Source organism: Pseudomonas sp. LFS044, assembly GCF_047978245.1.
In the GTDB taxonomy this organism is placed as follows: domain Bacteria; phylum Pseudomonadota; class Gammaproteobacteria; order Pseudomonadales; family Pseudomonadaceae; genus Aquipseudomonas.
Map to the genome: position 1 here is coordinate 46,925 of NZ_JBFPFX010000018.1, position 14,128 is coordinate 61,052.

The 14,128-nt window shown below is 63.4% G+C and carries 11 protein-coding genes, 1 pseudogene and 1 riboswitch; of the genes and pseudogenes, 10 read left to right on the forward strand and 2 right to left on the reverse strand.

Annotated features, from left to right (window positions below; translation table 11 throughout):
• The first annotated feature begins 38 nt into the window (after positions 1–38).
• From ACNQPL_RS16555 to ACNQPL_RS16580, 6 genes are all read left to right on the forward strand, one after another.
• The gene (locus ACNQPL_RS16555) at positions 39–1,616 is read left to right on the forward strand and encodes a hypothetical protein (RefSeq protein WP_416467272.1); all 1,578 of its coding nucleotides are present in this window, start codon (positions 39–41) and stop codon (positions 1,614–1,616) included.
• A 181-nt stretch (positions 1,617–1,797) separates the two neighbouring features.
• Entirely contained in the window at positions 1,798–2,601 is an 804-nt protein-coding gene (gene dkgB / locus ACNQPL_RS16560) for a 2,5-didehydrogluconate reductase DkgB (RefSeq protein WP_416467273.1), read from the forward strand.
• Between the two features lie 74 nt (positions 2,602–2,675).
• Positions 2,676–3,857, forward strand: coding sequence for an MFS transporter (locus ACNQPL_RS16565; RefSeq protein WP_346612900.1), 1,182 nt, complete (start codon positions 2,676–2,678; stop codon positions 3,855–3,857).
• Between the two features lie 249 nt (positions 3,858–4,106).
• Positions 4,107–4,385, forward strand: a complete 279-nt coding sequence (locus tag ACNQPL_RS16570) for a hypothetical protein (RefSeq protein WP_346612899.1) — start codon at positions 4,107–4,109, stop codon at positions 4,383–4,385.
• Positions 4,372–5,103 (forward strand): zeta toxin family protein, encoded by a 732-nt coding sequence (locus tag ACNQPL_RS16575; RefSeq protein WP_416467274.1) that lies wholly within the window; start codon positions 4,372–4,374, stop codon positions 5,101–5,103. The genes ACNQPL_RS16570 and ACNQPL_RS16575 overlap by 14 nt, the downstream gene beginning before the upstream one ends.
• Before the next feature lie 144 nt (positions 5,104–5,247).
• Entirely contained in the window at positions 5,248–5,712 is a 465-nt protein-coding gene (locus ACNQPL_RS16580; protein ID WP_346612897.1) for a DUF1348 family protein, read from the forward strand.
• On the opposite strand, the pseudogene ACNQPL_RS16585 reads toward ACNQPL_RS16580, so the two are convergent.
• Positions 5,713–6,009 (reverse strand): annotated as a pseudogene (locus tag ACNQPL_RS16585) (ATP-binding protein); the annotation flags it as partial.
• A 164-nt stretch (positions 6,010–6,173) separates the two neighbouring features.
• Between ACNQPL_RS16585 and ACNQPL_RS16590 the strand changes: the two are divergent.
• The 4 genes from ACNQPL_RS16590 to mtlD all read left to right on the forward strand — a co-directional run bounded on the left by ACNQPL_RS16590 (position 6,174) and on the right by mtlD (position 12,799).
• Positions 6,174–7,412: an MFS transporter gene (locus tag ACNQPL_RS16590; RefSeq protein ID WP_416467275.1), complete on the forward strand. Its 1,239-nt coding sequence runs from the start codon at positions 6,174–6,176 to the stop codon at positions 7,410–7,412.
• A 36-nt stretch (positions 7,413–7,448) separates the two neighbouring features.
• Positions 7,449–8,222 carry an AraC family transcriptional regulator gene (locus tag ACNQPL_RS16595; RefSeq protein WP_416467276.1) on the forward strand — a complete coding sequence of 258 codons (774 nt, stop codon included), beginning with the start codon at positions 7,449–7,451 and terminating at the stop codon, positions 8,220–8,222.
• 144 nt (positions 8,223–8,366) lie between these two features.
• Positions 8,367–10,280: a tyrosine-protein phosphatase gene (locus ACNQPL_RS16600; RefSeq protein WP_416467277.1), complete on the forward strand. Its 1,914-nt coding sequence runs from the start codon at positions 8,367–8,369 to the stop codon at positions 10,278–10,280.
• A 377-nt stretch (positions 10,281–10,657) separates the two neighbouring features.
• Positions 10,658–12,799 (forward strand): bifunctional mannitol-1-phosphate dehydrogenase/phosphatase, encoded by a 2,142-nt coding sequence (mtlD, locus tag ACNQPL_RS16605; RefSeq protein ID WP_416467278.1) that lies wholly within the window; start codon positions 10,658–10,660, stop codon positions 12,797–12,799.
• 19 nt (positions 12,800–12,818) lie between these two features.
• Here mtlD and ACNQPL_RS16610 read toward each other — a convergent pair whose 3' ends face one another.
• On the reverse strand, positions 12,819–13,739 hold the full coding sequence (locus ACNQPL_RS16610; protein ID WP_416467279.1) for an AraC family transcriptional regulator: 921 nt from the start codon (positions 13,737–13,739) through the stop codon (positions 12,819–12,821).
• Positions 13,740–14,034: 295 nt separating this feature from the next.
• Positions 14,035–14,096, reverse strand: a riboswitch (Fluoride riboswitch).
• Between the last annotated feature and the right edge of the window lie 32 nt (positions 14,097–14,128).

Consider the following 14,128-nt stretch of genomic DNA (forward strand, 5'->3'; position numbering starts at 1 on the left):
TCAAGGATTACACCTCCAGACCAGTAAGGAAGCTGGCGATGACCACCATCAACTCAGCGGTACGCTTGACGCCCGTCGCTCAAATCGCGGCCCGCCCGGCCCAGTTCGTCAGCACCAGCATGCCCCAGGCTGCAACCGTGCGCCCCAGCACTGTGGTCAGCCTTGGCCAGCAGATCACCGACGTGGATACCCAGACCTACACCGCCAACGGCACCACGCGAGAGGCGCAGAGCCAGTATGTGTGGGAGCGCAGCGGCCTCGACAAGCTCAGCATGTACATGGCGAGCGCGGTCCAGTCGTCGTCCACCGCCGCGCGCTTCCAGGGCCTTGGCGCCGCTCTGCTGGAACAACTGGCGGCCAACGGTGGCCAGCGCATCGCCCAGTCGGGGCTGGCGGTCAATGACAGCACGGCCACCGAGCCCTTGCTGCTGGGCCTGCAGCAGGCCCGGTTGCGCGAATACGCGACCAACACCGTCACCTTCAACCTCACCAGTGCCTCGGGCGCCACTGTGACGCTGGGGCTGTACAGCAGCGCCGACGGCCTCGCGGTGGATGCCGATGTGCAAGGCGGTACCTTGACCAGCGACGAGCTCAAGGGCCTGGCGGCGTTGGCGGGCAGTTTCCAGTCGGCGCTCAACGGCCTGACGAAGGAGCCACCCCAGCTTCAACTGGGCGCCCTGGTCAAGCTCGACCCCAGCCTGTTCACCGGCCTGCAGATGAACGCCAAGCTGGAGACTGCCAGCGGCGCACAGCAAACCTTCGACCTGCAGCTGAACGAGGATACCCGCAGCCTGAAACTGCAAGGCCCCAGTGGCGAAGTGAAGATGAACTTCGACACCCAGGGCGGCGCCCTGCTCGGCAGCCAGGCGCAACGCCAGGCTGCGGTGGCCAATTACCTGACCCAGTTCGATGCCGCGCAGAAGCGCGGTAACGGTGACGCGCAGTTGATGGCACTGTTCAAGGATGCCTTCAGCCAGCTCAACAGTGTCGACGATGCCAGCCCACGCCCCGCCAACCATGATGTCGCGCTGAACAAGGCCAGCCGCCTGCTGTTGAGCGGCCTGGCCGATTTCGATGCCTCGATCAGCCAGACCGAGCAGAAAATCAACCCGATGCGGCCCGAGGAAGTGGACCACTTCGACTACAAGGTCTCGCAGTCGACCCAGCGCCAGGGCAATGCGGCGAACCTGACCGTGCAGCAGGACCAGCAGGCCAACCTCAAGGCGGCCTGGCATCAGGGCCTCAACCCCTTGGTCGACCTGGTGTTGAGCCGTGACAACGAATCGCAGAACTACCGCTACCGCGAGGTCGACGACCAGTCGCGCAGCACCACCCGCTTGGGCTTCTCCAACAATTCGTTGGTGGAAGCCAGCGCCACCCAGCAAGCCAGCCAGCAGGAACGTGTGCGGACCTACCAGAAGGGCACGCTGCAGTCTGACGAGACCAACCGCGCATCGGCGGACCAGTCCCGCGACCTGCTGCACATGCTTGATGCGCTGCTGGATCAGGACCGCGCCGCCCGCCGCACCGGTGCGGCTTCCACCCTGGAAGACCAGTTGGCAGGGCTGCGTCACCTGTGGCTGCTGCAATCCGCCCCGGGGCAAATCGCGGCCTGATACCTATTGCACGCCTGAAATCACGAGCCACGCCTGGACTCGTGATTTCAGGTCAAAGGTCCTTGACCCCACCCTGCCTTAATCAAAGCCTGCGAAACCCGCACACTGCCTACCACTCGAACGAACGTGGGGCGAGCGCAACCAAGCGCTTGTCCACCTCTCAATCAGCAGGAGCAGACGCATGAGCATTCCATCTTTCGGCCTGGGCACCTTCCGCCTCAGCGGCCAAGTCGTCATCGATTCGGTCAAGTCAGCCTTGGCATTGGGCTACCGGGCCATCGACACGGCGCAGATCTACAAGAACGAGGCCGACGTCGGCCAGGCCATCGCCGAGAGCGGTGTACCGCGCAACGAGCTGTTCATCACCACCAAAATCTGGGTCGACAACTACGCTGCCGACAAACTGGTCCCCAGCCTGCGCGAAAGCCTTGACAAACTGCGCACCGACTACGTTGACCTGCTGCTGATCCACTGGCCGGCACCGGGTAATGGCGTCGAGCTGCCTGAGTACATGGCGGCCCTGGCCGAAGCAAAGAAACTGGGGCTGACCCGTCAGATCGGCATCTCCAACTTCAATATCGAGCTGACCCGCCAGGCCATCGACGTGGTCGGCAAGGTTGAGATCGCCACCAACCAGATCGAACTCAGCCCGTACCTGCAAAACAGCAAGCTGACGGCCTTCCTCAAGGAACAGGGCATCACCGTCACCTCCTACATGACCCTGGCCTATGGCAAGGTCCTGAAGGACCCGGTGCTGGCCGAAATTGCCGCCAAGCACAAGGCCACCGTTGCTCAAGTAGCCCTGGCCTGGGCCCTGCAACTGGGCTACGCGGTGATCCCATCCTCGACCAAGCGTGAGAACCTGGCCAGCAACCTGCTCGCCCGCGACCTGCACCTGGATGCCGACGACATGGCACGCATTGCCACGCTGGAGCGCAATGGCCGCGAAGTCAGCCCGGACGGCCTGGCGCCAGTTTGGGACTGATTCCCCGTGAATCGGTAGCGGCCCTCTTGCGGCCGCTACTGGCTGCTTGTTCCCCTTTGTAACCGGAGCTCCTGATGAGCACGCTTTCCCCAAAACGGGTCCTGTTCGCCCTGGCCATCGGCGCCTTCGGTATCGGCACCACCGAATTTACCCCCATGGGCCTGCTGCCGGTGATCGCCCAGGGCGTGGACGTAAGTATCCCCAGCGCCGGCATGCTGATTACCGCCTACGCCATCGGCGTCATGGTCGGCGCACCGATCATGACGCTGCTGTTCAGCCGCTTCGGCAAGCGCGCCGCGCTGATGGCGCTGATGGCGATCTTCACCTTGGGCAACCTGCTCTCGGCGCTGTCGCCGGACTACTACACCCTGCTCGCTTCGCGGCTGGTCACCAGCCTCAACCACGGCGCCTTCTTCGGCCTGGGCGCAGTGGTGGCCGCCAGCGTGGTGCCCAAGGACAGACAAGCGAGTGCCGTGGCCACCATGTTCATGGGCCTGACCATCGCCAACATTGGCGGCGTACCTGCCGCCACGTGGGTCGGCCAGCAGGTCGGCTGGCGCATGGCGTTCGCCGGTACTGCAGTGCTTGGCCTGCTGGCCATGGCCGCCTTGTGGTACGCGTTGCCCAAGGGTGAGCGCGGCAGCGTGCCGCATGTGCGCAAGGAGCTGGCCGTGATCGCCCGCCCCAGCGTGCTGCTGGCGATGGCCACCACTGTGCTGGGCGCCGGTGCGATGTTTACCTTGTACACCTATGTGGCGCCGGTGCTGGCCGAACTGACCGGCGCCTCGGGCAGTTTCGTCACCCTGGGCCTGGTGCTGATCGGCGTCGGCTTCACCCTTGGCAACAGCCTCGGCGGCCGCCTGGCCGACTGGTCGCTGGACGGTGCCGCGCGGATCTTCCTCGGCGTGCTGGCGCTGATCATGCTGCTGATGCCGCTGGTGCTCGGCAGCCACATCGGCGCCGCCATCGCGCTGCTGGTCTGGGGCATGTTCACCTTCGCCGTGGTGCCGCCGTTGCAAATGCGCGTGATGACCGCCGCCGCCGAAGCGCCGGGGCTGGCATCGTCGATCAACGTTGGCGCGTTCAACCTTGGCAACGCCGTGGGCGCGGCCCTGGGGGGCGCGGTGATCAGCCTCGACCTGGGCTACGCCGCAGTGCCGATGGCTGGCGGTGTGCTGGCGGCGGCAGGCTTGCTGCTGGTCTGGCTGGGCGGGCGTGGCAAGGCAGTGGACAAAGCCTTGGGCAATGCCGCCTGAGGGCAGGCTCACTGGGGCTGAAAACAGCCCCAGCACCTCAACCGCCGCAGATCTCAGTGTAGAGGGCGGAAAGTCAGAAATGGACTACAGGGCATGGCGAAACCATGCTTCTGTCTTTGTGCGAGACTGTTCCGCGAACCATTTTACAGGACGGTCTCAATGTATCTCTCTGATGTCTTTTCAACCTGTCGGCGCTATGATGCCCCCAATCCTTGTAACCTGTTACAGGATATGCGGAGGTATTCATCCATGGCTAAAAAGCTTGAGCACAGCGCTGAAACTGACATTGATGCGCTGGAGCAGGAGGTCCCTCGCCTGGCGAGTGAAGCGACTCACTCCGCCTACCTGCGTGCCCTGCTGGTGAGTGAACAGGGCGTCCTTCGTACTGACGACGGCAATCTTGTCCGCGCCTCACCTGACGGTGTCAAAATTATCGTAGCCAGGGCCAAACCGCGCCGTAAAGTCAAGGTTGGCGAGGTGATCACCGTGCGCAAGGTCAAGGGGAAATCGGCCGGTGAAGGTGCCTAGGCTACGCGTTTTCGCAGGCCCGAATGGCTCCGGCAAAAGCACTATCAAAGCCGACGTTCCACCGGCTCTGACACGGTTTTTTGTCAATGCAGACGAGCTGGAGAAAGAAGCGAAAGCGACAGGCTTCATCGACCTGTTGCCGTTCGGCATCGAATCCACACTTCCCGAACTGGTCAATTTCCACGTCAGCCATTACCTGATCAGACAAAAAAAGCTTATCGAACCAGCGAAAAAACTGAGGCTGCAAGGCAACAGCGTCGATTACAGAGGCCTGGACATCGACTCTTATTTTGCATCGGTCATTTCGGACTACATACGTCAGCACTTGTTGGAAAGGCGCGCCAGCTTCAGTTTTGAAACGGTGATGTCACACCCAAGCAAAGTCGAATTCATGCACCAGGCTCAAGCCCGTGGCTACCGTACCTACCTCTATTTCGTTTCGACAGAAAACCCGGCAATCAACATTGATCGCGTAGCGATCCGAGTTCAAGAAGGTGGGCACCCGGTCAGGCCAGACCTGGTGCGTAAACGCTACTCAAGAGCATTGGATCTCCTGCCTGACGCCATTGCCGTCAGCAACCGAGCTTATGTTTTCGACAACTCGGGTAAGAGTGCCGTCTGGCTTGCGGAAATCACCGAAGGTACCCAGCTTGAGTACCGAACAGAGGATATCCCCGACTGGTTCTTCGAGTCGTATGTGGATGAAGTCGAACCCTGAACACCGCGCCGACAGCGCCGAGAGCTGCGCTCGCAGCAGCATTGTTCCGCTGGCTGCAACTATGAAGTGCCTGCTGTACCCATTCTCATCGAGGCCGTCAGCGTACTACGCTCCTTCATGCCCACCACGCCTGAGGAGATACCCATGTCCCGCCCTCCACTTCCGCCCTTCACCCGCGAAAGCGCCATCGAAAAAGTCCGCCTTGCCGAAGACGGCTGGAACAGCCGCGACGCTGCCAAGGTTGCGCTGGCCTACACCGAGGATACCGTATGGCGCAACCGCGTCGAGTTTCCCCGTGGCCGTGCCGAAGTGCAGGCGTTCCTGACCCGCAAGTGGAACCATGAACTGGAATACCGCCTGATCAAGGAACTGTGGGCGTTTACGGGCAACCGCATTGCCGTGCGTTACGCCTACGAATACCACGACGACAGTGGCCAGTGGTTCCGCGCCCATGGCAACGAAAACTGGGAGTTTGCCGAGGATGGCCTGATGCAGAACCGCCATTCGAGCATCAACGAGCAACCCATCGCCGAAGCCGACCGCAAGTTCCACTGGCCCTTGGGCCGCCGCCCGGACGATCACCCTGGGCTCAGTGAGCTGGGCCTCTGATCAACCGACAGGCAGCGTGACGGTGACCTCCAGCCCGCCCCCTTTGCGGTTGCTCAACGTCACGCTGCCGCCCTGCTCGAGCACGATGGCACGCGCCGCCGGCAAGCCCAGGCCGACCCCGCCGGTGTCCTTGTTACGCGACCCTTCAATGCGAAAAAACGGTTCGAAAACACGCGCCTGCAGTGGCTCCGCGATGCCTGGGCCGCGGTCAAGCACACGCATGACCAGCTGTTCGTCATCAACCTCCAGCTGCACCTGCGGCTCGCGCCCATACTTGACGGCGTTCTCGACAAGGTTCCGCCACGCTGCTCAGGTGGATGGCCAGGGAGAGCACGGCACCCTGACCACACCATGTCCGAAACGCGCTAGTGAGTGCCTGTTCGACGTGAGACAGGCAAAAGCACCGCTGGATATCCTCCAGCGGCAATGCCTTGCCATCACTCGAAAAAAGAGCCTCGCTTATGACGACTTCTGCCGCCACCTTGGCCTCGCCAACCACGCACGCCGCCGACCAACCCCAGGGGTTTCTGGTGCGCATTGTCGGCGCCGCTGCATTCGCCCACTTGCTCAATGACCTGATCCAGGCCGTGCTGCCGTCGATCTACCCGATGCTCAAAAGCGATTTCTCGCTGAGCTTCGCGCAGATCGGTTGGATCGCCCTGATCTACCAGGTGACCGCCTCGCTGCTGCAGCCCTGGGTGGGCATGTACACCGACAAACACCCGCAACCGTACCTGCTGCCGGCCGGTATGCTGGTGACCCTGGTCGGTATTGCCCTGCTGGCCTTCGCCGGCAGCTACGAGATGCTGCTGGTGGCGGCAGCGGTGGTCGGCGTCGGCTCCGCGACCTTCCACCCCGAAGCCTCACGGGTCGCGCGCATGGCCTCGGGCGGGCGCTTCGGCACCGCGCAATCGACCTTCCAGGTGGGCGGCAACACCGGGTCGGCCATCGGCCCCCTGCTGACCGCAGCCATCATCATCCCCTACGGCCAGTCAGCCATTGCCTGGTTCATGCTGGCAGCGGCCCTGGCGGTCTGCGTGCTGCTGCGCGTCACCGGCTGGACCGTCCGCCACGGCCAGACCCACCTCAAGAGCTTTGCCGGGCAACAGGCACCGGGGCTTTCAAAGGGCGCCATGTGGCGCGCAGTTAGCGTCATTTGCGTACTGATGTTTGCCAAGTTCGTGTACATCGCTTCGTTTACCAACTACTTCACCTTCTACCTGATCGAGCACTTCGGCCTTAGCGTGCAGCAAAGCCAGCTGTACCTGTTCGTGTTCCTCGCTGCCGTGGCATTGGGCACCTTCGCGGGTGGGCCGGTGGGCGACCGCATCGGGCGCAAGGCGGTGATCTGGGTTTCCTTCCTGGGGGTTGCGCCGTTCGCCCTTGCCCTGCCCTACGCCGACCTGTTCTGGACGGCGGTACTGGCGGTGGCCATCGGCCTGGTGATGTCGTCGGCGTTTGCCGCGCTGGTGGTGTATGCCCAGGAAGCCGTGCCAGGCCGCGTGGGCATGGTGTCGGGCGTGATGTTCGGGCTGATGTTCGGCATCAGCGGCATCGGCGCCGCGGGCTTGGGCGAGCTGGCTGACCTGCACGGCATCGAGTGGGTGTACCAGGTGATCTCGTTCCTGCCGCTGCTGGGTGTAGCCACCGCGTTGCTGCCTGCGACCCGCTCCAAAGCGCGCCCGAAGACCTGCTGCTAAGATGGCCACGCTGAATTACGGCAACATGAGGGGACCATGCTCAAGCCACTGAAGGACATGCTGGTAGAGGTGGATGAATGGACCTGGGAGGTCGGTAGCCGCGCTACCGACTACCCGCCGGACTGGTACATCGCACCGCACTCACATGCCAAACATCAGCTGATCTATGCCATCAAAGGCCTGATGATCGTCGAGTCGCAGGCCGAGCGCTGGACCGTGCCGACCAGCCGCGGCATCTGGATGCCGTGCGGCCAGGAGCATGCCATTCGCTGCGTAGGCGATGTGAAGATGCGCAGCGTGTTCGTGCGCCCGGATGCCGCGGCCAAATTGCCGCGCCAGAGCAAGGCGATCAGCATTTCGCCGCTGCTCAGCGAGCTGATCAAGGCCTCGGTAAACTTCCGCGGGCCGTTCGCCGAGGACTCGCGCGAGGCGCGCATCATGCGCCTGATCCTCGACGAAATCAGCGTGCTGCCAACCCTGCCGCTGAAGCTGCTGCACCCCAGCGACCCGCGCTTGCTGGCGATCTGTTCTGCCCTGCAGCAACGCCCGGACGACCCGTCCACCGTGGCTGACTGGGGGCTGCACCTGGGCGTCGACGAGAAGACCATACAGCGCCTGTTCCGCAAGGAAACCGGCATGACCTTCGGCCAGTGGCGCCAGCAGGCGCGGCTGATGCAGGCGCTGGAACGCATCGCCCTGGGCGAGCGCATCATCGACGTGGCCGGCACGCTGGGCTATGACAGCCCCAGCGCCTTCGCCAGCATGTTCAAGCGCCAGTTCGGCACCACACCCAGCCAGTTTTTCAAATAGCCGCAACGCGGCTCGGCCCGGACAGAAAACGCAGCCAGCGGACAGATCACGCAGGCTTTCGCATCGCGACTGAATTTGTAACATTCAGTTTCATCTTGCCTCCGGAGAGTAGCGCAACCACGCACTCAACCGAGGCTCTTACCCGTGTTGCAACGTCTGTTCTGCTCCCTGTCCCTGCTCACCCTTGGCGTCTGCGCCGCCCACACTGCCGATGCGCTCGACACCCCGCGCCTGGCCGGCATGGACAACTTCCGCGACATCGCCGGCACCACTTCGGCCTACACCACAAGCCACGATGGCGTGATGCGTGCCGGGGTGTTCTACCGCGCCAACGCCCTCACCCCAACCGCCGCCGACCTGGCCGTGCTCAATGGCCTGGGTATCAGCGATGTCTACGACCTGCGCACCCCAAGCGAAATCGCCGCTACGCCCGACACCCTGCCCGCCGGTGCCTCCTACACCAACATCGACATCATCGGCAGCACCACCTCGGGCGCCAACATCACCAACATCTCGTTCACCAGCGCCGAACAGGCGCGGGCCATGATGCAGGAAACCAACCGCGCCTTCGTCAGTGATGCCGGCATGCGTGGGCAGTTTTCGGTGCTGTTCAACGAGCTGGCCAGTACCGACGGCGCCGCACTGTTCCACTGCACCGCCGGCAAGGACCGCACCGGCTGGACCGCCGCCGTGCTGCTGAGCATTGCCGGTGTCGACGACACGACGATCATGAGTAACTACCTGGCCACCAACGACTACACCGCCGCCCGCGTGGCCGCGACCCTGGCCGCCATGCCAGCGAGCATGGCGCAGGTGTATGCGCCACTGCTGGGTGTCGAGGCCAGCTACCTGCAGGCCGGCCTGGACGAGGTCACGGCCGAATACGGCAGCATGGACAATTACCTCAAGCAAGGCCTGGGGCTGAGCCAGGAAACCATCTACGTGCTGCGCGGCAAGATGGTGCGCTACGCCACACTGCCGGGCGAAACGGGCTTGCTGGGCAACGCTGCCGCTGGCGCGCAACTGCTGGGGCAACTGCAGGACACGCCCCTGTCGGGCACCTACAGCGCCTACAACTACTACCTGCAGTCAGCCATCGACGCCGGCACCCTGGGCGGCGTGGAGGCGACCGTGGGTGGCCAGGTACACGCCGATGCCGCCAGCTACCTGCTGCGCCAGGGCGCGATGATCGACCGCGCCGCTTCGCCCTTCGCCGACGGCAGCGACCTGAAGGTTGGCCAGTCGCGGCTGTGGAGCACCGCGCTGGCCGGCTACCTGGGCACCGACGGTTCGGCCCACGCCGCCAGCAGCAACGAGCACAGCCAAGGCTTGATGTTCGGCATGACCCAGCGCTTCTCGGAACAGCTCAGCGCCCACGCAGGCGTCGGCTACAGCAACGGCAACGTCGGCGGCGCAGGCGGCGAAGCAGACACCGACCTGGCCTTCCTCAGCCTTGGCGCGCGCTTCGCCCCGGGCGGCCTGGAACAAGGCCTGTTCATCGACGCCGATGCCAGCGCCGGCTACCTCGACTATTCCAGCAAACGCGAACTCGGCGGCGGCCTGGGCACCGCCAAGGGTGACAGCCACGGTACCCTGGCCGGCGTCAGCCTGGCGCTGGGCTATCGCCTGAACACCGCAGGTGTGGTGCTGGAGCCTAGCCTGGGTGTGCGGGTGAGCCGCGTCGACCTGGCCGGCTTCACCGAAAAAGGCAGCGAACTGGCGCTGCAGGTGGACGACTTGCAGGAAACCCGTCGCAGCGCAGTCGCCAACCTCAAGGCCTCCTTCACCCCGCTCACCCTGGGCAGCTGGCAGTTGGTGCCGGGGGTCGAGGTGGGCTACGAGCATGCCTTGGGCGACCACCAGGTCGACAGCGAAGGGCACCTGTTGGGGCTGGACATTCAGCAGCGCGCGGCCTTCGACAACCGCGACCAGTTCAACGCCGGGGTGAACCTGATGGCCCACCTCGGCGCCCTGAGTGTCGGCGCCGAAGTGGCGGCCTTGAGCGGCGGCGACAGCCATGGCGCCAGCGGCAGCCTCAAGGCCAGCTACGCCTTCTGAGCAAAAACCGAAGCCTTGCATGTGATCGCCAATACATGCAAGGCTGAAAAAGGAATACCCGTCACTGAACAGGAAGCTCATCACCCAATGTTTGGAATCACACGTATCCATCGCTACTTGCGCTCACTGCCTGCAAACCGAACTGCAGCCAGTGGGCGTGAAGTCAAAGTCAAACAACGCGCCCGTCGCACCTCAAAGCTTGTAGACCTCCTGTGTAAACCCCGCTCCGTCCCGCCCTACCTCTGCGTCACCCCTGAGCGCCCCCCTGTCGACCGTGTGCCTCCCACCTGACGAAGCTGATTGCAGATTTGCGTCGTCGTCGCTTGTGCCCGCTGGCAAAGCGGCAAGGTTCATTCGTCAAAACAGGGAACACATCCATGATTTTTTTTCAGGGCAAACGTATTTTCAGCGCCCTCTTCGACATGGACGGCACCATGTTCGACACCGAGCGCTTGCGCTTCAAAACGCTCAAGCAAGCTTCGCTGGAGATCTTCGGCAAGGCGCTGAGCGAGCAGACGCTGATCGGCTCGCTGGGCCTGAGCGCCAAAAAAGCCGAGGCACTGGCCAAGGCGCACAACGGTGAAGACTTCCCGTATGCGCAAATTCGCCAACGCGCCGATGAACTTGAACTGGAGCACGTGCGCAATCACGGCGTGCCGATCAAGCCCGGCCTGCTGGAAGTGCTCGAACGGCTGCGCAAGTCTGGCCTGACCATGGCGGTGGCCACGTCCAGCCGCCGGGCCATTGCCGAGGAGTACCTGATCAACGCCAACGTGCTCAAGTATTTCGACGTCACCGTGTGTGGCGACGAAGTGGGCCAGGGCAAACCCCACCCGGAAATTTTCCTGCGCGCTGCCAGTGCGCTCAACTGCGAGCCGGGCCAGTGCCTGATGCTCGAAGACTCCGAGAACGGCCTGCTGTCGGCCATTCGCGCCGAAGGGCAGGCCATCCTGATCGAAGACATCAAACCGCCGGCCCCCGAGGTCAAGGCAGGCGCGTTCAAAGCCTACCGCAGCATGCATGAATTCCTCGCCGACCTGAGCGAGTGCGTTCCGCACCTGGGCACGCCAGCACTGCACGAGCCGTTTCCCGCCTCACTGAACCAGTTCCGCGTCGGCATCCATGGTTTCGGGGCCATCGGCGGCGGTTACCTGACCCAGGTGTTCTCCCACTGGGACGGCTATACCCGGCCATGCGAAATCATCGCCGCCACCCGCTCGCGCATGCTGCGCGAAACCGTCAGCGCGTTCGGCAATTACAGCGTGCGCTACGGCGCCACCTCGTTCGACCAGGCCATCGACAATGTGCGCATGATCGACATGGGCGATGAAGACGCCGTGGTCGCGATGTACACCGCGGCAGAAATCATCGGCCTCAGCCTGCCAGAGCAGGCCATTCGCAAACAGGCCCGGGTCATCGCCAAAGGCCTGCTGCAACGCTTCGAACGCCGCGGCCGCGCGCTGACCATTCTGACCGTGCTGAACAAGATCGGCGGCGCCGCATTCGTGCGGCTGCAAGTACAGGCAGAGCTTGAACTGCTGTGCCCACCCGCCATCAGCCAGCAGGTGCTGGAAAAGACCCATTTTGCCGAGACCGTGGTCAGCCGCATTGTTTCCAAAATCAGCAATGACGCACTGGTGCGGCAACTGCGCATCAAATCGCAGATGTTCCAGAACAGCCTGGAAGACGAGCCTGCGCAAGCCGGCAAACCCACCACGCCGCTACCTGAATACGACCGGCTGCTCGGCCGCTTCCGGCCCTTCGCCCAGTCCAGCAGCGTGATGAGCCAGCTGCACCTGATCCTGTTCAACAGCGAGCCGGACATGCCCCTGTACGTCGAGCGCGGCAGTGACCTGCTGGAGCGCTTGCGCCAAGTCAAGACCGTCGCCGACATCGGCTTGATCCAGCTCATCAAGAACCGCCTGTGGAACGGCCCGCACGCCATCATTGCCTGGTACGCCAGCGTGTTGGGGTATGACTGGGTAGGCCAGGGCATGGGCGATGCGCGGGTGAGTGCGCTGGCCGAGCGCCTGATCAACCAGGAAGTCGCGCCCGCGCTGACGGCCGAGCACCCACACATGGCAGACGTGATCCGCAGTTTTGCGCAAACCTTTCTGGAGCGCTGCAAAACCTCGTTCAAAGACCCCTGCACCCGGGTAGGCCGCGACCCGCTGCGCAAGCTGCAGCGCAACGAGCGCATCCTCAGTAGCATCGACCTTGCCCGCAAGCATGGCATTGCAACGCCCAGCCTGACATTCGGCGCAGCCCTTGCCGTGCACTATGCGCTGCGGTGCGCTGACAGCAAGGACCAGGAAGCGCAGCTGATGAAACGGCTGTACCAGTCTAACGGCGACAGCCTCGAGGCTGTGCTGACCCATGACGGTGACTACAACGGCAAGCCCTACCCCGGCATGGACGCGTCTGATGATGCCGAACTGATCGCTGCTATCGCCGATCATTTCGAGCAGTTGCAGCGACTGCGTTCGTGCTCAACCACAGAAAAGATGGCGCTTGCCTGATCCACATGCAGGGTGGGGGCTAGCGCCCCCTGACCTGCGCAGGGCTCACGCCAAACGCCTGCTGAAAATACTGCGCAAACCGCCCGGCATTGCTGAACCCATGCTGTAAGGCCACCTGCGCCACCGAGCCACCCCGCCCGCTCGCCAGCACCCGCCGCGCCTGCTCCAGCCGCACCTGCCGCTGGTAACCGACAATCGAAGTACCGGCAAACCGCTTAAAGCCATCCTGCAGCGCACGCAAACTTACATTCACCCGCCCCGCCAGGTCGCTGCCAGTGAGCAGGCTCAGCGGCTGCTCGTGGATATATTCCATGGCCAACTTCACATGCCTGGGCGCGATCGAAGGCATCGGGCTGCGCAAGGCCTCGCTGTAATTGTGCGGCCAGGTTTCCAGCACCGCATCGACCAGCATCTCCTGCAGCCGCACCGGCATCAGCAGGCCGCTGCTGATGAGTTGATCGAACTCCGTGCCCGTGGCCATTTCCAGCAACGCACGGATGCCTTTGAACGCCGCCACATTCAGGTCCACCACCGGGGCAAACCGAACTGGCGCGGCCAGTGGCCGGCCCAGCAACGCCGAAAGCCGTTCGGCAAACAACCCACGGCGAATCGACATCCCGCATTGGGCATGGCCCTCGGCGAAGCGCACCGAACGGATGTCCAGCTTGTCGACCGCCAGGCCAACCTGCGCCCCGCCGATCGACTCGCCACGGTGATCGAAAATGATCTTGCCCGCCGTGGGCAGCACAAAGGTGATCTCATCCTGCGGCGTGGGCAAGGCGATGGTGAAGTCGCCCTGGTAGTGCATGCGCCGCACGCTCATGCCCTCGAAGCGGCCATACACACCGCCAATGGCGATGGCCTCCCCCAGCGGCGGCATGTCGGCATACAGGTTGCCGTGCAATTGCGTGAACAGCGCAGCGAAATCGTCGCTGCGCATGTTGTCGGACCGGAGCATGAACGTGTTGCGGGTTGTGCTGGCGTACACCGTGTCGCACACCTTGTGTCGGAGAAGGGACCCGCACGCTAGCAAGCGCACGTGACAGCTACATGACGTGGCGGCTCAACCGAGCCAGCACACGAGTGCAAAGCCTGTGAAAGTCATCAGCAACGACCCCAGCACATGCGCCGATACCGTGGCCATCGCCCAGCCATAACTACCCTGCATGAGCATCGAAAGCACCTCGGCGGAAAACGTCGACGCCGGGCAATAGCCTACGCGCCCGTTATCACAGGGGTACGTAGGCATCATCAGCGCGGGGGCGGTTTGGGGAGGAATGCCCTCTCCGGACGGCTGGAATGCTAATGGCCAATAGCATGCATTGAGAT